Raw genomic sequence first — 26,246 nt, 5'->3', positions numbered from 1 at the left:
CGTCTAGGCTGAAAATTTCATAACAGAAGGAGGACATCCATGGCTTCAATCTTCGATATCCCGGTGCAATCCAATGATGGCCAATCGCTTACGCTGGAGCGCTACAAAGGCAAGGTATTGCTGGTCGTCAATGTGGCGTCCAAATGCGGGCTGACGCCACAGTACGAAGGGCTTGAAAAGCTCTACGAAGACAAGCGCGAACAAGGCTTGGAGGTGCTGGCGTTCCCCGCCAATAATTTCAAGGAGCAGGAGCCGGGCAGCGACCAGGAGATCAAGGAGTTCTGTACCTTGACCTATAACGTGCAGTTCCCGCTTTTCGCCAAGGTGTCTGTCGCCGGCGAGGATCGTCATCCGCTCTATGGGGAATTGACCGCCGCCAAGCCAGACGCTACCGGTGAAGGTCCCATGCGAGAGCGGCTCGCCGGTTATGGCATCCAGACCAACGCTGCCCCGGAGGTGCTCTGGAACTTCGAGAAGTTCGTCATCGGTCGCAACGGCCAGGTGGTGGCGCGTTTCTCGCCGGATGTCAGCCCGGATGACCCACGCCTGCAACAGACGATAGAAGCCGAACTGGCCAAGTAATAGCGAATTGGGTGATCGCCGCAACGGCGGTCGCTCGTTATCCAGGCGATTCCGCTCAGCCAATCGCTCCATCCCTGCGGCTTCGTTATCTCCCCTCTCCTGCGTCTCCTGATATCTGTTTATCTGATACCAGATAGCCGATTTTATCGTTTTACGATATTTACACGTAAACAGATAATCTGTTCAAATCATTCGCGCCGCCATGTGCCGCGTAGACAAGAACAATCTGGAGGTTGGCCGTGAGCAAAACCCCATCGCTGGACGACAAGTACGTTCAGCAGACCGGCAAAGTCCTAATGACGGGCATCCAGGCGCTGGTGCGTCTGCCGTTAATGCAGCGTCAGCGCGACCTTGAGAATGGGCTCAATACTGCAGGCTTCATCTCTGGCTATCGCGGCTCGCCCCTTGGCGGGTTCGATCAGGCGCTATGGAAGGCTCGTGACCATCTGAAGGAACACCACGTTCACTTCCAGCCAGGCGTCAACGAAGACCTGGCGGCCACCTCGCTGTGGGGCACCCAGCAGGTCAACATCTTCGAAGGCGCCAAGTACGACGGCGTGTTCGGCATGTGGTACGGCAAGGGTCCGGGCGTCGACCGCTGTGGCGACGTGTTCCGCCACGCCAATGCCGCAGGCACCTCACGTTTTGGCGGCGTGCTGGCGATTGCCGGTGACGACCACGGAGCCAAGTCTTCATCCCTGCCGCACCAGACCGAACACATCTTCAAAGCCGTCATGATGCCAGTGCTGGCACCATCTGGCGTGCAGGAATACTTGGACTACGGCATGCATGGCTGGGCCATGTCGCGCTTTTCCGGTTGCTGGGTTGCGCTCAAGGCGGTGGCCGACACCGTAGAAAGCGCCGCCATCGTCGACGTCGATCCTCATCGCGTGCAGCCGATCATCCCCGACGTGCCGATGCCGGAAGGCGGCGTGAACATCCGCTGGCCGGACCCGCCGCTGGATCAGGAAAAGCGGCTATTCGAGCATAAGGTTTACGCCGCGCTAGCCTACGCCCGCGCCAACCGCCTCGACCGTATCGTTGTCGATTCGTCCAAGGCGCGCCTGGGCATCATCACTTCTGGCAAATCGTATCTCGACGTGTGCCAGGCGCTAAAGATTCTTGGCATCGACGACGCGCTCGCTCAACAAATCGGGCTGCGCATCTACAAGGTAGGAATGATCTGGCCGCTCGAGGCCGAAGGCGTGCGGCAGTTTGCCGAGGGCCTGGAAGAAATCGTGGTGGTCGAAGAAAAGCGCCACATGATCGAGTACCAGCTCAAGGAAGAACTCTACAACTGGCGCGAGGATGTGCGCCCCGTCATCGTCGGCAAGTTCGACGACAAAGGCGAATGGGCCAGGCCACATACCGACTGGTTGCTGCCGGCCATCGGCGAGCTCACGCCCGCGCAGATTGCCCGTGCGCTGGCGCGGCGGATATTGCGGGTCTATCAGGGCGGTGAGTTGCAGGTCCGCCTGGCTGTCCTGGAAGCGCAACTGTGCAGCAAGGGCCACTTGGTCAACCTGATGGATCGCGTACCTCACTACTGCTCCGGCTGCCCGCACAACACCTCGACCAAGGTTCCCGAAGGCAGCCGAGCGCTGGCGGGGATCGGTTGCCACTACATGGCGGCCTGGATTTACCCGCAAACCCAGACATTCAGCCAGATGGGTGGCGAAGGCGTAGCGTGGGTCGGCCAGGCGCCCTTCACTGCGACCAAGCATGTGTTCGCCAATCTCGGCGACGGCACCTACTTCCACTCCGGGCTGCTGGCGATCCGCGCGGCTGTGGCTGCCAAGGTATCGATCACCTATAAGATTCTTTACAACGACGCGGTAGCGATGACCGGTGGCCAGCCTGTCGACGGTACTCTCAGCGTGTCGCAGATTTCGCGTCAGTTGGCCGCAGAGGGCGTGACCAAAATTGTGGTGGTCAGCGACGACACGGACAAATACGAGCATGTAAAAGACCTCGCCCCTGGCGTTCCGGTGTATCGCAGAGACCACATGGACGACGTGCAGAACGAGATGCGCGAGTTCAGCGGCGTCTCGGCCATCATTTACGACCAGACCTGCGCCGCCGAGAAACGGCGCCGGCGCAAGCGCGGCAAGTTTCCGGACCCTGCGCGCCGGGTGGTGATCAACGAGGCCGTCTGTGAAGGCTGCGGCGACTGCAGCAGCAAATCCAACTGCATGTCCGTGGTCGCGGTGGAAACCGAATTCGGGCGCAAGCGCGAAATCGACCAGTCCTCCTGCAACAAGGACTTCACCTGTCTGTCTGGCTTCTGCCCGAGCTTCGTCACGGTCGAAGGCGGCAAGCTGCGCAAGCCCAAGGCATTGGCGGAAAACCCCGAGGACCACTGGGAGCTGCCACAGCCCGCCCCACTGGCGCTGGATGAGCCCTATAGCATTCTGGTCACTGGCGTTGGTGGAACTGGCGTGGTCACTATCGGCGCCCTGCTCGGCATGGCTGCCTTCATCGAAGGCAAGGGCGCGCTGAACCTCGACATGGCCGGCATGGCGCAGAAAGGAGGTGCGGTGTGGTCGCATATCCGCATTGCCGCTCAGCAGGATCAGCTTTTCGCCCCGCGCATCGCCGAGGGCGAAGCTAGCCTGCTACTGGGCTGCGATCTGGTGGTCAGCGCCAATACAGAGACGTTGTCGAAGATGCGCCAGGGCGTGACCCACGCAGTGATTAACAGTGAAGAAAGCATCACCAGCGCATTTGTCCGTACCTTTGCCTTGCAGGCGGAAAGCGGCGACCTCGAAGCACACCCGGACCCGCGCTTCCAGACTGCCAATATGGCAGCACAAATTCGCGAAGCCGTAGGCGACGGCCAGGCGACGTTCGTAGACGCCAGCAAGCTCGCCACTGCGCTGATGGGCGACTCGATCGCGACCAACACGTTCATGCTGGGTTACGCCTATCAGAAAGGCTGGCTGCCGGTGGGCGAAGCGGCCCTTATGCAGGCAATCGAATTGAACGGCACAGCCGTAGAATTCAACCGCAACGCCTTCGTCTGGGGCCGTCGCGCAGCGGTCGATCTGCTGCGCGTGCAATACAAATTGGAGGCCGGCAAGCTCCAGAACCGCGATCAGCAACTCTCGCAGTCGCTGGAGGAGTCCATTGAACGGCGTAGCAGCTATCTCACCGACTACCAGAACGCGGCACTGGCCAAGCGTTATCTGGATCGCGTCGAGCAATTCAGCACCAAGGAAACGGCGCTCGTCGGCCAGCCTGGCGCGCTCACAGCAGCGGTGGCCCGCTACTATTTCAAGGTCCTGGCGATCAAGGACGAGTATGAAGTGGCGCGACTGTTCACCAATGGCGACTTCCTGAAAAAGATCGAGGCGACATTCGAAGGCGATTACAGCCTGCGTTTTCACCTCGCGCCGCCTGTGCTCAACAAGGCCGAGTCCGGCACTGAGCCAGCCAAGAAGAGCTTCGGCCCCTGGATGCTCAAGGGTTTCAAGCTGCTGGCCAAGCTGAAATTCATGCGCAACACCTGGCTCGATCCTTTCGGCTACACCCAGGAGCGCAAGGTCGAGCGGCATTGGCTGCAAAATTACGAAGAGCTGCTCGACGAACTCCTGACTGCGGTAACGGCGGACAACCTCGGTCTGGCTGTGAAACTGGCCGAGCTGCCAGATGCGGTACGCGGTTACGGCCCGGTGAAGGAACGCTACCTCTCGCATGCCGAGAGCAAAAAAGCGCAGCTACTTGAGCAACTGCGATCGGGCTCCAGTTTCTACGACGCGAGCCAGACCGGAACATCGAAACGCATTGACGCCGTTCAGCTCTGATGCATCCGGCCTTCAATGAAGGCTGGGTGATGCAACAGCTAGTGACACAAACCTGACGGGCCTGAAACAAGCTTTTTTCGACGGGCCCAGTCGGACGTTAACGTGAAGGAGAGGTGTCACGAGTGGACATGTCCAACATCTACAGCATTTCCGAACTTGCTCGCGAGATGAAGGTGACCACGCGTGCCATTCGCTTCTACGAGGAGCAGGGATTGCTGCTGCCCGAGCGACTCGGTCAGAAGCGCCTCTACTCGCTGCGCGATCGGGTAACGCTCGAGCTGATCATGCGTGGCAAGCGCATTGGACTGTCGCTGGCCGAATGCAAGGAATTGATCAGCATGTACGACCCAGCCGGCGGCAACAGCATGCAGCTGAGCCGATTGCTGGAAACGATTTCAAGCAGGCGTCAGCAGCTCGATCAGCAGGTGATGGACATTCAAAAGATGCAGGCGGAACTAGACCTTGCGGAACAACGCTGCCGGTTGGCACTGGAGCGAGCCAGCGGCGTTTCCAAAGAAACCAACAATGACAACAGGAGAGCTGGACCATGAGTGGCTTGCCCGGATTAAATTTTTTCCTCGGTGAGGAAATCGACATGTTGCGCGATTCCGTTGCCGGTTTCGCTGCAAAGGAAATCTCCCCGCGTGCCGAGGAGGCGGACCGTATCGATCAATTCCCAATGGACCTTTGGCGCAAGTTTGGCGACATGGGTCTGCTTGGTCTGACCGTTTCAGAAGAATACGGCGGCTCCGGCATGGGTTACCTGGCTCACATGATCGCCATGGAAGAAATATCGCGCGCCGCTGGTGGCATCGGCTTGTCCTACGGCGCCCACTCCAACCTCTGTGTCAACCAGATCAACCGCAACGGCAGCGAGGCGCAAAAGCGCAAGTTTCTACCCAAGCTGATTTCAGGAGAGCACATCGGCGCGCTGGCCATGAGCGAACCCAACGCCGGTTCCGACGTGGTTTCGATGAAGCTGCGCGCGGATAAGAAAGGCGACCGCTACGTGCTCAACGGCACCAAGATGTGGATCACTAACGGCCCCGATTGCGATGTGCTGGTGGTCTACGCCAAAACCGATCTGGCTGCCGGCCCCAAGGGCATGACCGCTTTCATTCTCGAGAAAGGCGCACCCGGCTTCTCGGTTGCGCAGAAGCTCGACAAGCTCGGCATGCGCGGCTCGCACACTGGCGAACTGGTGTTTCAGGATGTCGAGGTGCCGGAAGAGAACGTACTGGGCGGTGTCGGCGAAGGCGTCAAGGTGCTGATGAGCGGCCTCGACTACGAGCGTGCGGTACTCAGCGGCGGACCACTGGGCCTGATGCAGGCGGCAATGGATGTGGTCATCCCCTACATCCACGACCGCAAGCAGTTCGGCCAAAGCATCGGCGAGTTTCAACTGATCCAAGGCAAGGTTGCCGACATGTACACCACTCAGCAGGCATGCCGCGCCTATCTGTACGCCGTGGGCAAGCACCTCGATGCGCAGGGCAGCGGTCATGTTCGCCAGGTTCGCAAGGACTGTGCCGGCGTCATCCTTTACGCGGCTGAAAAGGCGACTTGGCTTGCCGGTGAAGCGATCCAGATTTTGGGCGGCAACGGCTACATCAACGAATTCCCAGTCGGACGCCTATGGCGTGACGCGAAACTATACGAAATCGGCGCGGGCACCAGCGAAATTCGTCGGATGCTGATTGGTCGCGAGCTGTTTAATGAAACCAAATAAGAGCGGATGCAAGTAAGTAGGGCGGGCCGGGCGGCGTTTCCGCTTCAGCCCACCAGGCCCGTAATGCGGTGGGCTGAAGCCCACCCTACGAAACTGTTCAGCGAAACGAAATAAACACACTCGTAGGGTGGAAAACCGCGAAGCGTTTTCCACCAGAGCCGGTGGATGAATAAAGCGTCATCCCCCCTACGGATTGAACCGGAGCCAAGCGATGGCCGTCCTGCACACCCAGATCAATACCCGTTCGCCTGAGTTCGCCGCCAATAGCGCGGCAATGCTCGAACAGGTGAACAACCTGCGCGCCCTGCTCGGCCGCGTCAGCGAAGGCGGCGGTGCCACCGCCCAGCAGCGCCACGTCTCGCGCGGCAAGCTCTTGGTGCGCGAGCGCATCAACCGCTTGCTCGACGCTGGCTCGCCGTTTCTCGAAATCAGCCAACTGGCGGCTTACGAGGTTTACGGCGAAGAGGTTCCAGCGGCCGGGTTGGTGGCCGGCATCGGCCGGGTCGAAGGCGTCGAGTGCATGATCATCGCCAACGACGCCACCGTGAAAGGCGGCACCTACTACCCGCTGACGGTGAAGAAGCACCTGCGCGCGCAGACCGTCGCCCGCGAGAACCGCCTGCCCTGCATCTACCTGGTGGACTCCGGCGGCGCCAACCTGCCGCGCCAGGACGAGGTGTTCCCGGACCGCGAGCACTTCGGCCGCATCTTCTTCAACCAGGCCAACATGAGCGCCATGGGCATCCCGCAGATCGCTGTGGTGATGGGCTCCTGCACTGCCGGCGGCGCCTATGTGCCGGCGATGGCCGACGAAACCATCATGGTGCGCAACCAGGCGACCATCTTTCTCGCCGGCCCGCCGCTGGTGAAGGCTGCCACCGGCGAAGTGGTAACCGCCGAGGAGCTGGGCGGCGCCGACGTGCACTGCAAGACCTCGGGCGTCGCCGACCACTACGCCGAGAACGACGAGCACGCCCTTTCCATCGCCCGCCGCTGCGTGGCCAACCTCAACTGGCGCAAGCTCGGTCAGCTGCAGACCCGCGAACCGCGCGCACCGCTGTATGCCGCCGACGAGCTGTACGGCGTGATCCCGGCGCAGGCCAAGCAGCCCTATGACGTGCGCGAGGTGATCGCGCGGCTGGTGGACGGCAGTGAGTTCGATGAATTCAAGGCGCTGTTCGGCACCACCCTGGTCTGCGGCTTCGCCCATCTGCACGGCTACCCGATCGCCATCCTCGCCAACAACGGCATCCTCTTCGCCGAGGCGGCGCAGAAAGGCGCGCACTTCATCGAGCTGGCCTGCCAGCGCGGCATTCCGCTGCTGTTCCTGCAGAACATCACCGGCTTCATGGTCGGGCAGAAATACGAGGCTGGCGGCATCGCCAAGCACGGCGCCAAGCTGGTCACCGCAGTGGCCTGCGCCCAGGTGCCGAAGTTCACCGTGCTCATCGGTGGCAGCTTCGGTGCCGGCAACTACGGCATGTGCGGTCGCGCCTACGACCCGCGCTTCCTCTGGATGTGGCCCAACGCACGCATCGCCGTGATGGGCGGCGAACAGGCCGCCAGGGTACTCGCCCAGGTCAAGCAGGAACAGAGCGAACGCGCCGGCAAGAGTCTCGGCGACGATGAGGTGGCGGCGATCAAGCAGCCGATCCTCGAGCAGTACGAGCGCCAGGGCCATCCGTACTACTCCAGCGCGCGACTGTGGGACGACGGCGTGATCGACCCGGCACAGACCCGCGAGGTGCTGGGGCTGGCACTGTCCGCCGCGCTGAACGCGCCGATCGAGCCGACCCGCTTCGGCGTGTTCCGCATGTAATCCAAGCCGCCGGCAGCCAAGCGCGCCGGCGACTGCAGTCCCATCGAGGATGCCGAGATGACCGATTTCCAGACCATCGAACTGAACAAAGACGCGCGCGGCGTGGCCACCCTCTGGCTCGACCGCGCGGACAAGAACAACGCCTTCGACGCCCGGGTGATCGGCGAACTGAACGCGGCGCTGGCCCAGGTGCAGGACGATGCGGGCATCCGCTTCCTGATCCTGCGCGGGCGCGGCAAGCATTTCTCCGCCGGCGCCGATCTCGGCTGGATGCGCGAGTCGGCCAAGCTCGACTATCAGGCCAATCTCGCCGACGCCCATGAACTCGGCGAGCTGATGCAGCGCCTCTACCAGCTGCCGCAGCCGACCCTGGCCGTGGTGCAGGGCGCGGCCTTCGGCGGCGCGCTGGGGCTGATCGCCTGCTGCGACATGGCCATCGGCGCCAGCGACGCGCTGTTCTGCCTGTCGGAAGTCCGCATCGGCCTGGCCCCGGCGGTGATCAGCCCGTTCGTGGTCAAGGCCATCGGCGAGCGCGCCGCCCGCCGCTACGCGCTGACCGCCGAACGCTTCGACGGCCAGCGCGCCCGCGAACTGGGCCTGCTCGCCGAGACCTACCCGGCCAGTGAACTGGACGCCGCGCTCGAGCAATGGGTCGACAACCTGCTGCTCAACAGCCCGCAGGCGCTCAAGGCCTGCAAGGACCTGCTGCTGGAAGTGGGCGACGGCGATTTCAGCGCCGACCTGCGCCAGACCACCGAACAGGCCATCGCGCACCTGCGCACCAGCCCGGAAGGTCAGGAAGGCCTGAGCGCCTTTCTGGAAAAACGCACGCCCGCCTGGCAGGAGAAGAAGTGATGAATCGCCATATCGATACCCTGCTGGTCGCCAACCGCGGCGAGATCGCCTGCCGCGTGATGCGCACCGCCAAGGCCATGGGCCTGACCACCGTTGCGGTGCACAGCGCCATCGACGCCACGGCGCGCCACGCCCGCGAAGCCGACATCTGCATCGACCTGGGCGGCGCCAAGCCGGCCGACAGCTACCTGCGCATCGACAAGCTGATCGAAGCAGCCCGCGCCAGCGGTGCCCAGGCGATCCACCCGGGCTACGGCTTTCTTTCGGAGAACGCCGAGTTCGCTCGCGCCATCGAACAGGCCGGTTTGATCTTCCTCGGCCCACCCGCCTCCGCCATCGACGCCATGGGCAGCAAGTCCGCCGCCAAGGCGCTGATGGAAGAAGCCGGCGTGCCGCTGGTGCCGGGGTATCACGGCCAGGCCCAGGACTACGAAACCTTCCGCGCCGCCGCCGAGACCATCGCCTACCCGGTGCTGCTCAAGGCCACCGCCGGCGGTGGCGGCAAGGGCATGAAGGTGGTCGAGCGCGAGGCCGATCTAGCCGAAGCGCTGGCGTCCGCCCAGCGTGAGGCGCAGTCGTCGTTCGGCGACTCGCGCATGCTGGTCGAGAAATACGTGCTCAAGCCGCGCCATGTGGAAATCCAGGTCTTCGCCGACCAGCACGGCAACTGCCTGTACCTCAACGAGCGCGACTGCTCGATCCAGCGCCGCCATCAGAAGGTGGTCGAAGAGGCCCCTGCCCCCGGCCTGTCCCCCGAGCTGCGCCGCGCCATGGGCGAAGCCGCGGTGAAGGCGGCCAAGGCCATCGGCTACGTCGGCGCCGGCACCGTGGAATTCCTGCTGGATGCCCGTGGCGAATTCTTCTTCATGGAAATGAACACCCGTCTGCAGGTCGAACACCCGGTCACGGAGGCCATCACCGGCCTCGACCTGGTCGCCTGGCAGATTCGCGTCGCCCGCGGCGAGCCGCTGCCGATTCGTCAGCAACAGGTGCCGCTGATCGGCCATGCCATCGAGGTACGGCTGTACGCCGAAGACCCGGGCAACGATTTCCTCCCCGCCACCGGCACCCTCGAGCTCTACCGTGAGGCCGCGGATGGTCCGGGCCGTCGCGTCGACAGCGGCGTCGCCGAGGGCGATACCGTGTCGCCGTTCTACGATCCGATGCTCGGCAAGCTGATCGCCTGGGGAGAGAACCGCGAGGAAGCGCGCCTGCGCCTATTGGCCATGCTCGACGAGACCGCCGTCGGCGGCGTGCGCACCAACCTCGCGTTCCTGCGCCGCGTCGTCGGCCATCGCGCCTTTGCCGAGGCCGAGCTGGATACCGGCTTTATCCCGCGCCACGAAAGCGAACTGCTGCGTCCGGCCGGCGAACTGTCCGATGCCTTCTGGCAACAGGCTGCCGAGTGCTTCGTGCAGAGCGAGCCGACCACCGTTCGCGACGACGATGCCCATTCGCCGTGGTCCAAACGCGACGGATTGCGCTTCGGCATGCCGGCGCAGATCAGCCTGCATCTGCAGTGCAATGGCGAAAGCCGCCGACTGAAGGTCGATCCGGCAGCGCAGCAGCCAAACGTCCGCACGCCCAAGGCGATCCGCCAGGGCGATGCGCTGTATCTGCAGTGGAACGGCGAATGGCTGGCCGTGCGCGCCTTCGACCCCATCGCCGAAGCCGAAGCCAGCCACCAGCATCACGGCGGCCTGACCGCACCGATGAACGGCAGCATCGTGCGTGTACTGGTGGAGGCCGGTCAGCATGTCGAAGCCGGCACCGCGCTGATCGTGCTGGAAGCGATGAAGATGGAACACAGCATCCGCAGCGCCCAGGCAGGCGTGATCAAGAGCCTGTTCTGCAGCGAAGGCGAAATGGTCAGCGAAGGCGCGGTGCTGCTGGAGATGGAAGAGGCTTGATCCGTAGGGTGGGCTTTAGCCCCCAGCAGTGCCGGAGCACTTTCGGTCAGCCTGCGGCGACATCGGTGGGCTGATGCTCACCCTACGGTGAAGGCGTGCAGATTTTGTAGGGTGGGCTTTAGCCCACCAGCAGCGCCACAATTCAACGACACGGGTGAAGGCTCGCTAAGCATTCGCCCTCTGGAGGACATATGAGCCTGCCCAAACAAGTCCGGCTGGTGGAAGTCGGCCCGCGTGACGGCCTGCAGAACGAGCAGCAGCCGATCAGCGTGGCGGACAAGGTGCGCCTGGTGGACGACCTGAGCGCCGCCGGGCTGTCCTATATCGAAGTCGGCAGCTTCGTCTCGCCCAAGTGGGTGCCGCAGATGGCCGGCTCCGCCGAAGTCTTCGCGCAGATCCAGCGCAAGGCCGGGGTCACTTACGCGGCGCTGACGCCGAACATGAAGGGCCTGGAAGCGGCCATCGAGGCCGGCGTGAAGGAAGTCGCGGTGTTCGGTGCGGCCTCCGAAGCCTTCTCGCAGAAGAACATCAACTGCTCCATCGCCGAGAGCCTGGCACGCTTCGCGCCGTTGATGGAGGCTGCCCGCGAGCACGACATTCGCGTGCGTGGCTACGTTTCCTGCGTGCTCGGCTGCCCCTACGAAGGTGAAGTGGCGCCAGCCAAGGTCGCCGAAGTCGCCCGCGAGCTGTATGCCATGGGCTGCTACGAGGTTTCCCTGGGCGACACCATCGGCACCGGCACACCGGGCAAGACCCGCACCCTGTTCGATACCGTGGCTCGTGAAGTGCCGCGCGAACGGTTGGCCGGGCATTTCCACGACACCTACGGCCAGGCGCTGGCGAATATCTATGCGAGCCTCTTGGAAGGCATCGCGGTGTTCGACAGCTCGGTCGCCGGCCTCGGCGGTTGCCCCTACGCCAAAGGCGCCAGCGGCAATGTCGCCAGCGAAGACGTGCTGTACATGTTCAACGGTCTGGACATAGCCACCGGCATCGACCTCGATGCGCTGATCGCCGCCGGCGACCGCATCAGCCGCGTGCTGGGCCGCGTCAACGGCTCGCGGGTGGCACGCGCCCGCCATGCAGGCTGATCGGCATCGTTGTTGCATTGACGCATTCACCCCGTGGCCGGTTCAGCCGCGGGCACGGACACAACAATAAGTAGAGGTATTTCATGAACAAGCTCTACCCCAGCGCCGCCCACGCCCTGGAAGGCCTGGTCGAGGACGGCATGACGCTGGCCGTCGGCGGCTTTGGCCTGTGCGGCATCCCCGAAGCGTTGATCGCTGCCTTGCGCGACTCCGGGAAGAAGAACCTTACCGCCATCAGCAACAACGCCGGCGTCGACGGCTTCGGCCTCGGCCTGCTGCTGGAAACGCGGCAGATCAGCAAGATGATTTCCTCCTACGTGGGCGAGAACAAGGAGTTCGAGCGCCAGTACCTGGCCGGCGAGCTGCAGCTGGAATTCACCCCGCAGGGCACCCTGGCCGAGAAGCTGCGCGCCGGCGGCGCGGGCATTCCGGCGTTCTACACCAGGACCGGCTACGGCACGCTGGTCGCCGAAGGCAAGGAAACCCGCCAGTTCAACGGCGAGTGGTACGTGATGGAGGAATCGCTGACCGCCGATATCGCGCTGGTCAAGGCGTGGAAGGCCGACAAGGCCGGCAACCTGCTGTTCCGCAAGACCGCGCGCAACTTCAACCCGCTGGCGGCGATGGCCGGCAAGGTCTGCGTCGTCGAGGTCGAGGAGATCGTCGAAACCGGCGAGCTGGACCCGGACCAGATCCACCTGCCGGGTATCTACGTGCAACGCATCGTGCACAACCCGAACCCGGAAAAACGCATCGAAAAACGCACGGTGAGGAGCTGAGACCATGGCCTGGACACGTGAACAGATGGCGCAGCGCGCCGCCCAGGAGCTGCAGGACGGCTTCTACGTCAACCTCGGTATCGGCCTGCCGACCCTGGTCGCCAACTACATCCCCGAGGGCATGGACGTCTGGCTGCAGAGCGAGAACGGCCTGCTCGGCATCGGCCCCTACCCGACCGAGGAAGAGATCGACCCGGACCTGATCAACGCCGGCAAGCAGACCGTCACCGCCCTGCCCGGCTCGAGCTTCTTCGACAACGCGCAGAGCTTCGCGATGATCCGCGGCGGTCACATCAACCTGGCCATTCTCGGCGCCATGCAGGTGTCGGAAAAAGGCGATCTGGCCAACTGGATGATCCCCGGCAAGATGGTCAAGGGCATGGGCGGCGCGATGGACCTGGTGGCCGGCGTCAAGCGCGTCGTGGTGCTGATGGAGCACACCGCCAAGGGCGGCGCGCACAAGATCCTGCCGGCCTGCGACCTGCCGCTCACCGGCCTCGGCGTGGTCGACCGGATCATCACCGACCTCGGCGTGCTGGATGTGACCGAGCAGGGCCTGAAGCTGGTGGAGATGGCCGAAGGCGTCAGCTTCGATGAGCTGCAAGAGGCCACCGGCTGTCAAATCCTCGCAAGCTGATGGTCTTTGGCGCTCGCCGTTTTTACAAAACTCGCCGGCGGGTGTGTCTTTTTAATGCGCACTCTAAAGGTCAGCCAATCGAAGGCGGCCGACGGGAAGTCCCAGGAGAATAGAAATGCAAGAAGTCGTAATTGTTGCGGCCACTCGTACAGCAATCGGTGCTTTTCAGGGCGCTCTAGCCAATATCTGCGCAGTCGATCTGGGCAGCACAGTCATCCGTAGCCTGTTGAAAACAACCGGTATTGATCCGAATAGCATTGATGAAGTAATCATGGGTCAGGTACTTACCGCCGGCTGCGGCCAAAACCCTGCTCGGCAGGCTGCGATCAGCGCCGGACTACCCTACAGCGTACCAGCATTGACCGTAAATAAGCTCTGCGGTTCCGGGCTGAAAAGCGTTCACCTTGCGGCCCAGGCAATACGCTGCGGTGATGCCGAAATCGTCATCGCCGGCGGCATGGAAAATATGAGCCTTGCGCCTTATGTACTGCCAAAGGTTCGCACCGGCTTGCGTATGGGCCATGCCCAACTGGCCGACTCGCTGCTGCAGGACGGATTGCTCGATGCCTTTCACGACTATCACATGGGTATCACCGCAGAAAACCTCGTGTCCTGCTACAAACTGACCCGGGAGGAACAGGACGCCTTCGCCGAGCAATCCCAACAGCGCGCGGCGGCCGCTATCGAGGGCGGTCGCTTCAAGGCGGAAATCACACCCGTATCCATCCCGCAGCGCAAAGGCGATCCCCTGCTGTTCGATACCGATGAGCAGCCCCGGACAGACACCACCATTCAGTCTCTGGCCAAACTCAAACCAGCCTTCGATAAGAACGGTAGCGTCACAGCCGGCAACGCCTCGACGCTTAACGATGGTGCGGCAGCGGTGCTGCTGATGAGCGCGTCCAAGGCCAAAGCGCTTGGCCTACCGATTCTGGCCACCGTCAAGGGTTACGCCAGCGCTGGCGTAGATCCGGCAATCATGGGGATTGGACCGGTCAGTGCGACTCGCAAGTGCCTGGACAAGTCCGGCTGGACACTCGAAGAAGTCGAGCTCATCGAAGCAAACGAAGCCTTTGCCGCACAGGCACTGTCGGTCGGCAAGGAGCTGGGCTGGGACAGCGACAAGGTCAACGTCAATGGCGGTGCCATCGCTCTGGGTCACCCTATCGGCGCATCCGGTTGTCGTGTGCTGGTTACCCTGCTGCACGAGATGATGAGCCGTGACGCCAAGAAAGGTCTGGCCACGCTTTGCATCGGTGGTGGCCAGGGCGTCGCATTGACATTGCAGCGCGACTAACCGTGAACCGCTCCCTGCGCGCAAGCTGCCAACGGGGCAGATCGCTACCGCTGATTGACCTCGCCCACGGCGACGCCAGCCGGCCAGTGCGGGCTGACACACCGCCGGTGCATGAGCAACTACGAACAGTGGCGCTAACACTATTCGTCGAGCATGGCTTTCAGGCGGTCAGCCTGCGCCAGTTGGCCATGGCACTCGGCATGCAAGCCGGCTCGTTGTACAACCATATGGAGAGCAAGCAAATCCTGCTTTTCGAGCTGATCGAGGAGCACGAAACGGACCTTCTGGATCTACTGGAGGCCGATGATCCCTGTCAGGCGGACGGGCTGACCCGTCTGCGCAGCTACGTCGACCTGCACATTCGATACAACCTGATGCATCAACATCGGTTGGTGCTGGCTCGCCGGGAGTCCCGCTGCCTGAGCGCCGAGCAACGCGCTTCAATCGAAGCAACTAGACAGGCTCACGTCGATCACTTGGAGAAAATTCTTCGGCAGATACCCTCACCGGCCGCGGCCGAACAAAGTAGTGCTGTCGCGCGCAGCCTGATGTCGATCCTCGAAGATGCACCCACGTGGTGGTCACCGGACGATGCCCCTGCAGTCGAGGGTTTTATAGCAGTAGTGACGCATATGGCGGTTGGTGGGCTGGCGGGTCCCAGCGCGGAACAATCTTTACCGCTGGCTCGCTCGGCCTGAGCGGCCGGCGCAGTTGCTTCAAATACAAAGGGGCTTCACCTCAATGCCAATAGCCTCCGCACAATCGAGGCGAACGTTAAGGAAGCAGTTATGAACGAAGACATGATTCAGCACTATCGCGGCATTCTCGAAGGTGTCGGCGAAAACCCGGAACGCGAAGGTCTGGTGGACACACCCAAGCGAGCCGCAAAAGCCATGCAGTACCTCTGCCAGGGTTATGGCCAGACCGTTGAGCAAGTCGTCAACGGCGCACTTTTCGAGTCGGACAATGATGAAATGGTCATCGTCCGTGACATCGAGCTCTATTCAATGTGCGAACACCACATGCTTCCTTTCATTGGCAAGGCTCACGTTGCCTATACCCCTACCGGCAAAGTCCTCGGCCTGTCCAAAGTGGCGCGAATCGTCGATATGTTCGCCCGGCGTCTTCAGATTCAGGAAAACATGACCAAGCAGATCGCCGACGCGATCATGCAGGTGACCAATGCCGCTGGCGTCGCCGTGGTCATCGAAGCGCAGCACATGTGCATGATGATGCGGGGCTGCGAGAAGCAAAATTCGGTAATGACAACTTCGGTGATGCTCGGTGGGTTCCGTGATTCGTACAACACTCGCCAGGAATTTCTGCAGCTCATTCGAGGCCGCTGACATGCCGAGACTGGAACCGGGAATGGCGCGAATTCATGTCAAGAATCTGCGCCTGCGTACCTATATCGGCATCAAGGAAGACGAGATCCGTAACAAGCAGGACGTGCTGATCAACCTGACCATCCTGTACCCGGCCGCCGATGCGGTACGCGATAACGACATCGAACAGGCTCTCAATTACCGCACCATCACCAAGGCGATCATTCGGCACGTCGAGGAAAACCGCTTCGCCCTGCTCGAGCGGCTGACCCAAGAGGTGCTGGATCTGGCGATGGCGCCACAGGCCGTACGCTATGCCGAGGTGGAAATCGACAAGCCACATGCCCTGCGCTTTGCCGAATCGGTGTCGATCACCCTAGCCGGGCACCGCGATTGATCGCCTCGGCGAGCACTAAGCCGCGAAGCCTGCATGGTCGTCGGACGTGCGGACAAAAAAAAGCTGCTCACCCGAAGGTTGAGCAGCGAACCACCAGTCGCTCCTGGTTACGGGGATTCGCTCGCATGGCGAGTCGAATCAGCATCAGTACCTGATTGTCGGTCGTTGATCGAGGCTTACGCCTGGCGCCTGCGATGTATTGATTGATTGGAACCTGCCGTCACGGGGTGCTGTACCTCAGCCTACAACCTCACCATTTATTCGCCAGCGGCTCGGCGCTGTTTCGTTTGACCCGAGATAAAACGGTACGCAAGCCGCAAAAACCGTTAACGGCTAGGGTAGATCTTGATGCACGACATCGCTCCTACTCGAAGAAGCTCCATTAATAAATCCAAAAACGGAGACTGACCCCCAATGAAATTCCAGCTCGCTCTTTGTGCTGCCCTCAGTGGCATCACGACTTTATCCATTGCCGCCGTCAGCCCTGAAGAAGCCAAGCAACTGGGCAACGAACTCACCCCTTTTGGCGCGACCAAGGCCGGTAATGCCGAAGGTACGATCCCAGCGTATGAAGGCGGACTCACCACGGCCCCTGCCGACTTCAAGCCTGACAGCGGCTTCTGGGCCGATCCGTTCAAGGACGAAAAGCCGCTGTTCCGTATTGATGCGTCCAACGTCGATCAGTATGCGGACAAGCTCAGCGACGGTCAGAAGCACCTGCTCAAGAAGAATCCGGAAACTTGGTACATGGACGTGTATCCGAGCCATCGCACCGCCGCGTATCCGCAAAAGGTGATGGAAGCAACGGTGCGCAATGCCACCGCCTGCAACACCTATAACGACGGGCTGTCCATCGAGCCGGAGTGCCGCGGGGGCCTTCCGTTCCCGATTCCGAAAACCGGCAATGAAGTGATGTGGAACCAGTTGCTGCGCTACAAGAACGGGCCGACCGCCACCACCACGACCTCCTCCAACAGCTGGGTCATCGACAGCAATGGCACCATTACCAAGGCGGCGGAACAAGCTACCTTCGAAGAGTTTCCCTACTACCAGACAGATCGCGATGATCGCGATCCCGAGATGTACGCGCGGGTGTTCTCGCTGAACAAGCAACCTGCACGCCGAGCCGGTGAGGTGGTGGGGATCAACGACTATCTAGATCCGACCAAAAAGCCGCGCCGCGCTTGGAGCTATACGCCAGGCCAACGCCGCGTGAAGCTCGCGCCGGAGTTTGCCTATGACACACCAGTAGCTAGCCAGGGCGGCGTCACCCTGTTCGACGAACTGCAGATGTTCGCCGGAATGCAAGACCGTTTCGACTTTAAGCTCGTTGGCAAGAAGGAGATGTATATCCCCTACAACGCCTACAAGTTCAACTTCGAAGCCGATCAGATGGACCAGTTCAGCGACCATCACGCAAACCCGAAATACGAGCGCTGGGAGCTGCATCGCGTCTATGTGGTGGAAGCCACACTCAAGCCGGGCATGCGCCACGTCTACAGCAAGCGGCACTACTACCTGGACGAGGACACCTTTGGTGCCGGCCTGTACGACGCTTGGGATCAGGAAGGCAACCTCTACCGCTCGATGTTCCTGAGCGGCGTTCAGCTTTACGACAAGCAGATCCCATACGCGGTCAAGAACGTCATCTACGACTTCAACAAGGGCATGTACGGCGTGATCAACGACGGGCTCAAGGGCGGCTTCAGGATTCCCAAGGAAGCGCTACCTGAGCGGCAGATGAACGCCGAAGCCATTGTCAGCCGCATCACGCAGCGCTGACGACCGTGTCGCCGGTGGGCACCCTATACCCCCACCGGCCGCGTTCTATCAAACCCCTCACTAGGAGAGCGACAGTGGCGCTCACCATGCACCAGTCATCTGTTTTTTATTTCACTCGCCTGCTGAACAACCTCTCAAACATCCTGGCCAAGGCGCAGGCCCATGCGGACGAAACAGGCACCGATCCGAAAGACCTGCTCGAAGCCCGGCTGGCTGAAGACATGTTCAACCTCAGTCAGCAAATTCAGATGGCATGCTTGCATCCCATGCTGTTTGTCGCAGGCATCACGGGCAAGCCTGCCGAACTCCAAAAAGATGAGGATCGCAGCTTCGCCGAGCTGCGCTCGCGGATTAGCGAAACCATTTCCGTGCTGGAAAGCATTCGCCCCGAAGATCTCAACGGTAGCGAAGACCAAGAAATCGTGCTGGCCACACCGCGAGCCGACCTTCCGTTCACTGGCCAGGGCAGCCTGCAGATATTTTCGTTGCCGAACTTTTTCTTCCACGTCGTCACCGCCTACGACATTCTCCGGCACCGCGGCGTACCGCTAGGCAAGATGGACTTCCTAGGCGGCCTCAAATAACACGACAGTGCTGCAGGCGGGGATGTGCTTATAAAGTGCGTCCCTATGGCGTGCTAGAAGGACGAATCGCCGGGCATATGCCCGGCGATTTCTTTAGCACTGCATCAGTGAAAATTTATTGAGGCTCGCAGACCAACTTGGCTTGCAGGGGTGCACCGGTGTATTTACCCGGCACGTCGAGGCTGGTCTGTTCGCCCGGCTCTATGGTGGTGGGTGGCGGTGCATCGCTTTGAGCTTCAGCAGGTCTCGGCTGCAATTCGCACGTAACGCTGACATCAGCATTGTTAGTGATTTGCAGCATCTGCGTTGTGCTGGTAGTGGCCGTGCCAGCACTCCCTCCTCCGCTGGAACCGACCACCTCGGTCTCGATGTCGAGACCGTTCAGCTGCTTGTCCAGATCGAGCCCATCAGCCATTGCCGTTACAGGCAGACAGATAGCCAGACCGCAAAAGATCAACATGTTCTTGTTCATTGTCGTTACCTCCGGTAAGGCGGGGCTGATGCCCCTCAATGTCAAAACCGCTCCGTGGCAACTGGTGCTCCGGTCGCTGACTTAGCTCAGCATCAACATTCCGCCGTCGATCATTAGAGTCTGGCCTGTTACGAAGCGCGAGCCTTCGCCGGCAAGAAAAACCAGAACGGGTGCCAAGTCTTGCGCGGCATCGCCAAGCCGACCTCCCAACGGGATCAGACTGGCCATGAATGCATCGTGCTGTTCGAGCTGTGTATCACTCATGCTGGAGCGAGTGGCGTCGTACATCGGCGTCCATATCGCCGGCGCGATGGCGTTAACGGTAATGCCGTACGGACCCCACTCGCGGGCGACAGTGCGTGTCCATGCCAATACCGCGCCCTTGCTTGCTGCGTAATGCGCCTTGCCTGGCTGCCCGCCCACGCCAGCGGCCGAGGCGAAGTTGATGATCCTCCCCCCACCTTGGTGCATATGCTCGTAGGCTGCGCGATTGGTCAGAAAGGTGCCGCGAGCATTCACCGCGAACACTTTTTCCCACTCATCCAGGGTGATTTCATCTGCAGTGGCGTTAGGCGCAATTCCGGCAGCATTGACCAATACGTCCAGCCCGCCCAACTGTGCGGCAGCCCAAGCAAAGGCCCTTTTTACCGATTCCGTATCCGAGACATCGCAGATATGCGAACGAGCCCAGCCATTGCCCTCGATTGCCTCCTGCGGGGCGCTTTCGCTTAAGTCGAGACTCGCCACATGGGCGCCTTCGTTTACAAAAGCCGCGACTACCGCGGCGCCAATTCCTCGTGCGCCACCCGTAACGATGACGCGCTTGTTATTCAATTGCATGCCTGTGCTCCAAACTAAATGTGCCTTCGTATAAAGGCGGCTTCCTGGCGATCAAGTCATGTTTCGCGCAACGGCAACGGGCATGAGTGAATGAAGTTCATCCAGAAGCTTAGTAAGCAACATCGGACGCTGCGGCCGTATCGCCATTTACATACGGTTTTTCGTTTAACCCGAAGTCAAACGGAATGTAGAGAACCTTTCATGTATTGAGTTTTTGCGCACCAGCGCTGCTTGCTCGAAATACTTGGAGAAAACCCAAGCCTCCGTACCCAACGGGGCCTTGGATCGACAAGTCGCAACGCCGCGCTAACGGCGGACCAAGGAGAATTCGCACCCTTGTCCTGAGGCGTTTGGGCACCACGACTTTACGCCGTGTAAACGGCTTCCCGCCCGAGGAATCGCTGTCGCTGTTAGGGTGAGCGCTCTGCTGAACAGACGCCCAAAGCGGACACGCGAATGACTCGGTTATCGCCGCTCGGGAAACGAATGCCACACGGCTCCAACTTGCCTGGATGCCGGGCACATGGCCAAGCCGCCTGTTCGAGGCATGAGAACAACTACAACAAAACCAAATCGGAAATCGAAGCCAATGAGCCAGTTTGAACAACTCGACATCGTCGCGGCCTATCACGCCGTAAGCGACACTTACCTCGGCACCGATGTAGACATTCACGCGCTGTGCCGCCAGTACCGCCATAACGAACCGGTGATGAAGGGCGATTTCGTCGATACCTATTTGAAGGTGCCGACAAACGCTGGCGCCAAAGCGGCCAAGGCGACGGTGACAGTGTTCAAGCACAAGGACATCATGGCCATCATGCGCGACGCCGAAACCTACACCAATGGTTTCATCGCCGAAGGGCTAGGCGCGTTCTTCGACGGTCTGATCATCCTTGCCATGGATGGCGAGCAGCACCGCCGGACCCGGGCGCTGCTGCAACCGGTGTTCATGCCAGAGACGGTCAACAAGTGGCGTCCGGAAATCGACCGGGTTATCCGCGAGGACTATTTGCAACCGATGGTGGCGGATAAGCAAGCCAACCTGATGGACTTCGCACTGGATTTCCCGATACGCGTGATGTATGCCCTGATGGGCTTTCCAACCAGCGACACGGAAAAATACAAGACGTACGCTACTTGGGCGTTAGCCATGGTGGCGGGCAATCAGATCGACCCGGAAAAAGCCAAGATCTACGGCCCACTGGCTGGTCAGGCGGCCAAGCACCTTTATGATGGAATCAAGGAGGTCGTCGTTGCACGGCGAGCCCAAGGCACCCAAGAGACAGACCTGATCAGTCGCCTGATCAACGCCGAAGCCGAAGGCCGCTCACTGGACGACCATGAGATCACAACATTCGTCCGCTCGCTGACCCCGGCAGCTGGGGAAACCACCACTCGCACGTTCAGCTGCATCATGACCAACCTGATGCAACGTCCCGAACTAGTGGAGCGGATACGCAACGACCGCAGCCTCATCGGCAAACTCATCGACGAGGGGATCCGCCACGAGCCTATCTCGACCTTCAAGGTTCGCCAGACCTCGAAGGAAGTGGAAATTGGCGGGATCATCGTGCCGAAAGGCGGCATGGTTCAGTGCATGACCATATCCGGCAACCGCGACGAGGACGTCTTCGAGAACCCGGACGAGTTTGACATCGACCGCAAAGTAAAGCCGTCATTCGGCTTCGGCTTCGGCCCGCATATGTGTATCGGGCAGTTCGTCGCCAAGGTGGAGCTGAACTGCGCGATCAACGCAATGCTCGATCTGTTTCCAAACATGCGCCTGGACCCATCCAAGCCAGCACCCAGAATTTCCGGTGGACAGCTGCGTGGTACCCGCGACATCCATGTGCTGTGGGATTGAGCGCGTGACGAGCCACGTAAACGAGGCGGCCGCAAGGCCGCCCCTCCACCGTTGTCTAACGCCCGCCGGAAATCGCTGCACTACGGGAGGACATCATGCCTGAACCGAGCAAATGGGCAGCGTTACGGAAACGAGCAAGCCTCTGGGGCGTCCTCATTTTCGCCAATCTGCCGCTCTGTCATTAAACCTGGCCGGAGAAACACCATGAGCCTGCACACAACCCAATACCAAGTAATCGCCGACCGCAGCCGTTGCTGCGGTTACGGACTCTGCGCTGCGGTCTGTCCGGAAATCTACAAACTAGACGATGACGGCATTGTCTATCTAACCATCGACCGCGTGCCGCCGGAGTTGGAAGAAGGCGCTCGCGAGGGCGCCGCTGCCTGCCCCGCCGAAGCGATTTGGCTGGAGGCGATCACAGACTGAAACGCACGGGATGCGATTCTGCGCAGCCAAAGTAAATTCCGATATCGAGCCTACATTCCACTTTGAGGGCAGGCAGACCTCAATCATAACGGTATGCATCATTCACTGGCCTGGCTGCCCTGGCCGAGATGGCTTAGGCTCAGATGCTTACCAATAAGATGTCGAGACACCATGCATCCGCCACGCGAGACCGAAGCCTTTTCCCGAAAACGCGCCACTCTGGAGCGTCTACTTGCGGAGGCGCGCAGAATCTTTGCGGAAAAGGGCCTCGCTGGTGCGAGGCTAGAGGAAATTGCGAGCGCGGCAGGCGTCACGCGCCAATTGATCTATCAATACTTCAGCAATAAGGAGACTCTGTTCACCAGCGTGCTGGACGAAAGCACGGCGCAAATTATAAAGGACCTGCTATCAATGGACCTTGATCAGTTGCCGCCACGCCAGGCGCTGACAGCTCTACTGGAATACCTTTTTGATCAATACGGCGCGGATCCTGAGTTGCGATCACTCGCACAGGAGAGCTTTCGCCTCCATGAGCATGGGACGCACAACCAGAATCGCTTCGGCGCCATAGCTGCACCGCTTATAGAGCTGATCGAACGAATCCTCAAACGCGGCGTTAAAAGCGGAGATTTTCTGCCTGACGTAGACGCGCGTATGTTCTGCGGTGCCTCCATGTTACTGACCACCCTCTGGTTCACCAGTCGCCACATCACTTCCACCGCAACGGGATTTGACACCAATACACCCGCAGGTTTGAAAGCGTGGCGCAGCTACGCGATCGATTTCGTGCTTAGCTCCGTGTTGGCAACGAATCGACCCTCGTTGAGTCGACCCAAGGTTAACGCTGGCTAGCTCAGCGAGGCCGGTTCGCTCGAACAGCTAGCCAATACGCTCTAACGCCTTCTCGAAAAGCCGTAGCGCCGAGGCATGGTGTTTTCTGCCGTGTTCTATCGACACTTTGCCCGCGCAGGCCCGGGCGTAACTGACTTCGAGAAATATGCCAAGCTTGAAAGCCGCCAGTACCAGATACCAGGTAAAGGCTTCGAAGCTTCGGGAGCTGCCCACCACGTAGCGCGCCACCAATTCATCCGCTGCGGGAAAGCCGTCCCAGGGATGCACCTCGATCGTGCCGGCGCCATGGCCGCTGGCGTCCGGCCATGTCACCACCAGCCAGGCCAGATCAAGCAGAGGATCGCCAATGGTAGCCAGCTCCCAATCGACGATCGCGCTGAGCGCCGGCCCCTCGCGGCTGAACATCACATTGGACAGGTGATAGTCGCCATGCAGGATGCTGGGGCTGAACCGTTGCGGGCAGTTGTCATTCAGCCAGCGCGCCAGCCGGTCGAGTCCGGGAAGACTGTCTGCGCCCGGCCAACCGGCATAGCCGGCGACGCTTTCGAGCTGATGCAGCCAGCGCGCGACTTGTCGTTGATGGAAACCGTCGGGGCGCCCGAAGCCGTCGAGGCCGATGGCTCGATAGTCCAGCTCATGAAGGCAGAGCAGCGCATCGACCATGGCCAGCCCCATGCGCCGACGCATGTCGCGGTCGGCGGCGTGGGGCAGCGGCAAGCCGGCCGCGGAATTGGGGTTGAAGCCATCCACCGGTTCCATCAGGTAGAACTTCGCGCCCAGAACGGCCTCGTCATCGCAGGCGGCGACCAAGCCCGCATGCGGCACCCGACTGCCCGCCAGCGCTTTTAGCATGCGAGCTTCGCGCGCGATGGTCTTGCCGCCTACTTCTCGTAGCGCCGCCGATGGCCGACGCAGCACGAATTCACGCTCGCCTCGCCGAAAGCGCAGCAACAGATTCTGGGTGCCGCCGGTCAGTCGCACGGCGTTTTCCAGCGGCCCGGACGCGAGCTCCCGCTCATCCATCCAGGCGCCCAAGCGGGCGAGATCGACCAGCTCATGCCAGTCAGCCCCGCCGCTCAACGCTGCTCTCCGCTTTGTTCCAGCGTCGCCAGCGCTTCAGCATATTTTTCACGCGCCAGTGCCGTCGCAGTCGGGCGATGGTAGCTGGGAAACAGGCTGTCGCTTGGCTGATAGTCGCGCAGCAGCTGTCTGGCCACCGTCACCTTGTGCACCTCGGTCGGCCCGTCCGCCAGCCCCATCTGGAAGGAGCGCAGGATGTACCCGGCGAACGGCATCTCTTCGGATACGCCGATCGAGCCATGCACATGCAGCGCGCGGGCGGCAATGTCATGCAGCACCTTGGGCATGGCTGCCTTTACTGCAGCGATGTCTTTACGCACGCGCAGATAGTCCTGGTACTTGTCGATGCGCCAGGCGGTGCGCATCACCAGCAACCGGAACTGCTCTAGCTCGATCCAGGAGTCGGCGATTTTTTCCTGCACCATCTGTTTTTCGGCCAGCAGGCCGCCTTGGGTGGTGCGCGACAGGGCGCGCTCGCACAATGCATCAAGCGCTCTTTGCGCTTGCCCGATAACGCGCATGGCGTGATGCACGCGACCACCACCGAGTCGCACCTGGGCAACGACGAAGGCTTCGCCGGGCTTGCCGAGCAGGTCGGCGGACGATGCCCGCACCTTGTCGAAACGCAGGTAGGCGTGCGTCGCCTCCGGATCATCCGCTATGCCGACGTTGCGCACGATGGTCACGCCCGGCGCATTCGCCGGCACGATGAACATGGTGGTGCCCTTGTGCACCGAAACGCTCTTGTCGGTCACCGCCATGACGATGAAGAACGCCGCATAGCGGGCATTGGAGCCGAACCACTTCTCGCCGCTGATCAGCCAGTCATCGCCGTCGCGTACGGCCTCGGTGGTGAACACGCTAGGGTCGGCCCCGCCCTGGGGTTCGGTCATGGCGAAGCAGGAGACAATCTCGTTATCGAGCAAAGGTTCGAGGTATTTGCGCTTCTGCTCCTCACTGCCGTAGTGGGCGAGAATTTCGCCGTTGCCCGAATCCGGCGCGTGACAGCCGAACACGATAGGCGCGAACAGTGCGCGGCCGAGAATTTCGTTGATCAGGGCCAGGCGTACCTGGCCGTATCCCGGCCCGCCCAGCTCCGGACCAAGATGACAGGCCCAGAGTTTGCGCGCCTTGACCTGCGCCTGTAGTGGACGCACCAGTTGTTTGAACAGCGCATCGTGGATGTTCCAGGGGCTGCCCAGTACATGTTCCAGCGGCTCGACCTCTTCGCGGACGAAGCGGTCGATCCAGTCCAGTTCCGTTTGAAAGTCCGGATCGGTTTCGAAATCCCAGGCCATGTCGTGCTCCTTAAAATATGAGTGGCGCTCAAGCGAGCAGCATGCCGCCGTCGACCAACAGGGTCTGACCCAGCATGTAGCCAGCCAGCGGCGAAGCCAGGAACAGCGCAACGTTGGCCATGTCCTGCGGGGTGCCGAGGCGGCCCAGCGGGATACCACGAAGCGCACCTTCGAGACGTTTGGGGTGTTCCGTGGTGATGCGCGTGAGCTTGGTTTCCACCAGGCCCGGCGCGATGCCGTTGACACGGATTCCCTCACGCGCCCAAGCCTCGCCGAGCGTGCGCGTCAAACCGAAAGCGCCGGTCTTGGAGGCGTTGTAGGCCGGATTGCCGCGGGTCGAATGGAAGGCGGCGGCCGAGCTGACGATGAGCATTGCGCCTCGTGATTCCTTCAACAGTTCGAAGAACTTCTGCGCGCAAACCATCAGGCTGGTGAGGTTGATATCGACTACTTTCTTGAAGCCGTCGGTGAGAAATTCCTGACGGTCGTACAGCACCGTACCTTGCGCCTGAACCAGCACGTCGAGTCGAGTGAACGGCACGATCGCCGCCTCGATCAGGTTGGCATTGGAGACATCGACCTGCGCGTAGTGCAGCCCTTCAAGATGCGAATCCGCCGAGTCGGCGTAATCCTGCGCGCTCGGACGAGTGCCCCAGACGTGCACCTCGGCGCCGCGTTGACGGAAGTTCTGCGCGATACCGTTACCGATGCCGCTGGAGCCACCGACGACCAGCACCGTTTTGCCGCTGAAATCCAATTCGTTCATGCGTTATTCCGGTGTGTTCAACCCAACCCGCGATCGAACGATCGGGTCGGGTTCATCG

At 61.1% G+C, this 26,246-nt stretch carries 24 protein-coding genes; 19 read left to right on the top strand and 5 right to left on the bottom strand.

Going from position 1 to position 26,246, the window contains the following annotated elements:
* Nucleotides 1-39 precede the first annotated feature (39 nt).
* The 16 genes from N8H22_RS08655 to N8H22_RS08580 all read left to right on the top strand — a co-directional run bounded on the left by N8H22_RS08655 (nucleotide 40) and on the right by N8H22_RS08580 (nucleotide 18,590).
* Complete coding sequence (locus tag N8H22_RS08655; protein ID WP_003288900.1) at nucleotides 40-582, top strand: glutathione peroxidase; 543 nt, start codon at nucleotides 40-42, stop codon at nucleotides 580-582.
* Between the two features lie 239 nt (nucleotides 583-821).
* On the top strand, nucleotides 822-4,385 hold the full coding sequence (locus N8H22_RS08650; protein WP_264590161.1) for an indolepyruvate ferredoxin oxidoreductase family protein: 3,564 nt from the start codon (nucleotides 822-824) through the stop codon (nucleotides 4,383-4,385).
* Between the two features lie 128 nt (nucleotides 4,386-4,513).
* A complete protein-coding gene (locus N8H22_RS08645; protein ID WP_264590160.1) occupies nucleotides 4,514-4,936 on the top strand; it encodes a MerR family DNA-binding transcriptional regulator in 423 nt (140 codons plus the stop codon).
* Nucleotides 4,933-6,114, top strand: a complete 1,182-nt coding sequence (locus tag N8H22_RS08640; protein WP_264590159.1) for an isovaleryl-CoA dehydrogenase — start codon at nucleotides 4,933-4,935, stop codon at nucleotides 6,112-6,114. The genes N8H22_RS08645 and N8H22_RS08640 overlap by 4 nt, the downstream gene beginning before the upstream one ends.
* Nucleotides 6,115-6,325: 211 nt before the next feature.
* Nucleotides 6,326-7,933, top strand: a complete 1,608-nt coding sequence (locus N8H22_RS08635) for a carboxyl transferase domain-containing protein (RefSeq protein ID WP_264590158.1) — start codon at nucleotides 6,326-6,328, stop codon at nucleotides 7,931-7,933.
* Between the two features lie 57 nt (nucleotides 7,934-7,990).
* A complete protein-coding gene (locus tag N8H22_RS08630) occupies nucleotides 7,991-8,788 on the top strand; it encodes a gamma-carboxygeranoyl-CoA hydratase (protein WP_264590157.1) in 798 nt (265 codons plus the stop codon).
* Nucleotides 8,788-10,698, top strand: a complete 1,911-nt coding sequence (locus tag N8H22_RS08625) for an acetyl/propionyl/methylcrotonyl-CoA carboxylase subunit alpha (RefSeq protein ID WP_264590156.1) — start codon at nucleotides 8,788-8,790, stop codon at nucleotides 10,696-10,698. Before N8H22_RS08630 ends, N8H22_RS08625 begins: the two co-directional genes overlap by 1 nt.
* A 191-nt stretch (nucleotides 10,699-10,889) precedes the next feature.
* Nucleotides 10,890-11,789 carry a hydroxymethylglutaryl-CoA lyase gene (locus N8H22_RS08620; RefSeq protein WP_264590155.1) on the top strand — a complete coding sequence of 300 codons (900 nt, stop codon included), beginning with the start codon at nucleotides 10,890-10,892 and terminating at the stop codon, nucleotides 11,787-11,789.
* Nucleotides 11,790-11,872: 83 nt separating this feature from the next.
* Nucleotides 11,873-12,568, top strand: coding sequence for a CoA transferase subunit A (locus N8H22_RS08615; protein WP_165595309.1), 696 nt, complete (start codon nucleotides 11,873-11,875; stop codon nucleotides 12,566-12,568).
* A gap of 4 nt (nucleotides 12,569-12,572) precedes the next feature.
* Nucleotides 12,573-13,205 carry a CoA transferase subunit B gene (locus tag N8H22_RS08610; protein ID WP_264590154.1) on the top strand — a complete coding sequence of 211 codons (633 nt, stop codon included), beginning with the start codon at nucleotides 12,573-12,575 and terminating at the stop codon, nucleotides 13,203-13,205.
* A gap of 115 nt (nucleotides 13,206-13,320) precedes the next feature.
* Nucleotides 13,321-14,502: an acetyl-CoA C-acetyltransferase gene (locus N8H22_RS08605; protein ID WP_264590153.1), complete on the top strand. Its 1,182-nt coding sequence runs from the start codon at nucleotides 13,321-13,323 to the stop codon at nucleotides 14,500-14,502.
* Nucleotides 14,503-14,504: 2 nt separating this feature from the next.
* Nucleotides 14,505-15,200: a TetR/AcrR family transcriptional regulator gene (locus tag N8H22_RS08600; RefSeq protein WP_165362568.1), complete on the top strand. Its 696-nt coding sequence runs from the start codon at nucleotides 14,505-14,507 to the stop codon at nucleotides 15,198-15,200.
* A gap of 90 nt (nucleotides 15,201-15,290) precedes the next feature.
* Nucleotides 15,291-15,848: a GTP cyclohydrolase I FolE gene (folE, locus tag N8H22_RS08595; RefSeq protein WP_042926793.1), complete on the top strand. Its 558-nt coding sequence runs from the start codon at nucleotides 15,291-15,293 to the stop codon at nucleotides 15,846-15,848.
* 1 nt (nucleotide 15,849) lies between these two features.
* Nucleotides 15,850-16,224, top strand: a complete 375-nt coding sequence (gene folX / locus N8H22_RS08590) for a dihydroneopterin triphosphate 2'-epimerase (protein ID WP_042926794.1) — start codon at nucleotides 15,850-15,852, stop codon at nucleotides 16,222-16,224.
* Between the two features lie 414 nt (nucleotides 16,225-16,638).
* Nucleotides 16,639-18,006 (top strand): DUF1329 domain-containing protein, encoded by a 1,368-nt coding sequence (locus N8H22_RS08585; RefSeq protein ID WP_042926796.1) that lies wholly within the window; start codon nucleotides 16,639-16,641, stop codon nucleotides 18,004-18,006.
* Between the two features lie 74 nt (nucleotides 18,007-18,080).
* On the top strand, nucleotides 18,081-18,590 hold the full coding sequence (locus N8H22_RS08580) for a DUF1993 domain-containing protein (protein WP_042926798.1): 510 nt from the start codon (nucleotides 18,081-18,083) through the stop codon (nucleotides 18,588-18,590).
* Between the two features lie 115 nt (nucleotides 18,591-18,705).
* On the opposite strand, the gene N8H22_RS08575 is transcribed toward N8H22_RS08580, so the two are convergent.
* Entirely contained in the window at nucleotides 18,706-19,062 is a 357-nt protein-coding gene (locus N8H22_RS08575; protein WP_264590152.1) for a hypothetical protein, read from the bottom strand.
* A gap of 81 nt (nucleotides 19,063-19,143) precedes the next feature.
* Nucleotides 19,144-19,902 (bottom strand): SDR family oxidoreductase, encoded by a 759-nt coding sequence (locus tag N8H22_RS08570; RefSeq protein WP_042926801.1) that lies wholly within the window; start codon nucleotides 19,900-19,902, stop codon nucleotides 19,144-19,146.
* A 589-nt stretch (nucleotides 19,903-20,491) separates the two neighbouring features.
* Between N8H22_RS08570 and N8H22_RS08565 the strand changes: the two genes are divergently transcribed.
* From N8H22_RS08565 to N8H22_RS20070, 3 genes are all read left to right on the top strand, one after another.
* Nucleotides 20,492-21,766: a cytochrome P450 gene (locus N8H22_RS08565; protein WP_021208043.1), complete on the top strand. Its 1,275-nt coding sequence runs from the start codon at nucleotides 20,492-20,494 to the stop codon at nucleotides 21,764-21,766.
* A 204-nt stretch (nucleotides 21,767-21,970) separates the two neighbouring features.
* Nucleotides 21,971-22,192, top strand: a complete 222-nt coding sequence (locus N8H22_RS08560; protein WP_021208044.1) for a ferredoxin — start codon at nucleotides 21,971-21,973, stop codon at nucleotides 22,190-22,192.
* 171 nt (nucleotides 22,193-22,363) lie between these two features.
* Nucleotides 22,364-23,044 (top strand): TetR/AcrR family transcriptional regulator, encoded by a 681-nt coding sequence (locus N8H22_RS20070; RefSeq protein ID WP_272890736.1) that lies wholly within the window; start codon nucleotides 22,364-22,366, stop codon nucleotides 23,042-23,044.
* Nucleotides 23,045-23,071: 27 nt separating this feature from the next.
* Here the strand turns inward: N8H22_RS20070 and N8H22_RS08545 are convergent, their stop codons facing one another.
* The 3 genes from N8H22_RS08545 to N8H22_RS08535 are packed head-to-tail and all read right to left on the bottom strand — an operon-like array spanning nucleotide 23,072 to nucleotide 26,188.
* Complete coding sequence (locus N8H22_RS08545) at nucleotides 23,072-24,124, bottom strand: phosphotransferase family protein (protein WP_230697618.1); 1,053 nt, start codon at nucleotides 24,122-24,124, stop codon at nucleotides 23,072-23,074.
* Nucleotides 24,121-25,422 (bottom strand): acyl-CoA dehydrogenase family protein, encoded by a 1,302-nt coding sequence (locus tag N8H22_RS08540; RefSeq protein ID WP_264590151.1) that lies wholly within the window; start codon nucleotides 25,420-25,422, stop codon nucleotides 24,121-24,123. Before N8H22_RS08540 ends, N8H22_RS08545 begins: the two co-directional genes overlap by 4 nt.
* Before the next feature lie 28 nt (nucleotides 25,423-25,450).
* The gene (locus N8H22_RS08535; protein WP_021208048.1) at nucleotides 25,451-26,188 is read right to left on the bottom strand and encodes an SDR family oxidoreductase; all 738 of its coding nucleotides are present in this window, start codon (nucleotides 26,186-26,188) and stop codon (nucleotides 25,451-25,453) included.
* Nucleotides 26,189-26,246 lie beyond the last annotated feature (58 nt).

The organism is Stutzerimonas sp. S1 (assembly GCF_025966695.1).
Taxonomy (GTDB): domain Bacteria; phylum Pseudomonadota; class Gammaproteobacteria; order Pseudomonadales; family Pseudomonadaceae; genus Stutzerimonas.
The sequence above is the reverse complement of the archived record's forward strand: the minus strand, read 5'-3'. Positions and strand labels throughout refer to the sequence as shown.

Bases quoted from the DNA above. Each gene is read 5' to 3' on its own strand.
- N8H22_RS08655 (WP_003288900.1), top strand. From the start codon at position 40: ATGGCTTCAATCTTCGATATCCCGGTGCAATCCAATGATGGCCAATCG.
- N8H22_RS08645 (WP_264590160.1), top strand. From the start codon at position 4,514: ATGTCCAACATCTACAGCATTTCCGAACTTGCTCGCGAGATGAAGGTG.
- N8H22_RS08640 (WP_264590159.1), top strand. From the start codon at position 4,933: ATGAGTGGCTTGCCCGGATTAAATTTTTTCCTCGGTGAGGAAATCGAC.
- N8H22_RS08635 (WP_264590158.1), top strand. From the start codon at position 6,326: ATGGCCGTCCTGCACACCCAGATCAATACCCGTTCGCCTGAGTTCGCC.
- N8H22_RS08630 (WP_264590157.1), top strand. From the start codon at position 7,991: ATGACCGATTTCCAGACCATCGAACTGAACAAAGACGCGCGCGGCGTG.
- N8H22_RS08625 (WP_264590156.1), top strand. From the start codon at position 8,788: ATGAATCGCCATATCGATACCCTGCTGGTCGCCAACCGCGGCGAGATC.
- N8H22_RS08620 (WP_264590155.1), top strand. From the start codon at position 10,890: ATGAGCCTGCCCAAACAAGTCCGGCTGGTGGAAGTCGGCCCGCGTGAC.
- N8H22_RS08615 (WP_165595309.1), top strand. From the start codon at position 11,873: ATGAACAAGCTCTACCCCAGCGCCGCCCACGCCCTGGAAGGCCTGGTC.
- N8H22_RS08610 (WP_264590154.1), top strand. From the start codon at position 12,573: ATGGCCTGGACACGTGAACAGATGGCGCAGCGCGCCGCCCAGGAGCTG.
- N8H22_RS08605 (WP_264590153.1), top strand. From the start codon at position 13,321: ATGCAAGAAGTCGTAATTGTTGCGGCCACTCGTACAGCAATCGGTGCT.
- folE (WP_042926793.1), top strand. From the start codon at position 15,291: ATGAACGAAGACATGATTCAGCACTATCGCGGCATTCTCGAAGGTGTC.
- folX (WP_042926794.1), top strand. From the start codon at position 15,850: ATGCCGAGACTGGAACCGGGAATGGCGCGAATTCATGTCAAGAATCTG.
- N8H22_RS08585 (WP_042926796.1), top strand. From the start codon at position 16,639: ATGAAATTCCAGCTCGCTCTTTGTGCTGCCCTCAGTGGCATCACGACT.
- N8H22_RS08575 (WP_264590152.1), bottom strand. From the start codon at position 19,062: ATGAACAAGAACATGTTGATCTTTTGCGGTCTGGCTATCTGTCTGCCT.
- N8H22_RS08570 (WP_042926801.1), bottom strand. From the start codon at position 19,902: ATGCAATTGAATAACAAGCGCGTCATCGTTACGGGTGGCGCACGAGGA.
- N8H22_RS08565 (WP_021208043.1), top strand. From the start codon at position 20,492: ATGAGCCAGTTTGAACAACTCGACATCGTCGCGGCCTATCACGCCGTA.
- N8H22_RS08560 (WP_021208044.1), top strand. From the start codon at position 21,971: ATGAGCCTGCACACAACCCAATACCAAGTAATCGCCGACCGCAGCCGT.
- N8H22_RS20070 (WP_272890736.1), top strand. From the start codon at position 22,364: ATGCATCCGCCACGCGAGACCGAAGCCTTTTCCCGAAAACGCGCCACT.
- N8H22_RS08540 (WP_264590151.1), bottom strand. From the start codon at position 25,422: ATGGCCTGGGATTTCGAAACCGATCCGGACTTTCAAACGGAACTGGAC.
- N8H22_RS08535 (WP_021208048.1), bottom strand. From the start codon at position 26,188: ATGAACGAATTGGATTTCAGCGGCAAAACGGTGCTGGTCGTCGGTGGC.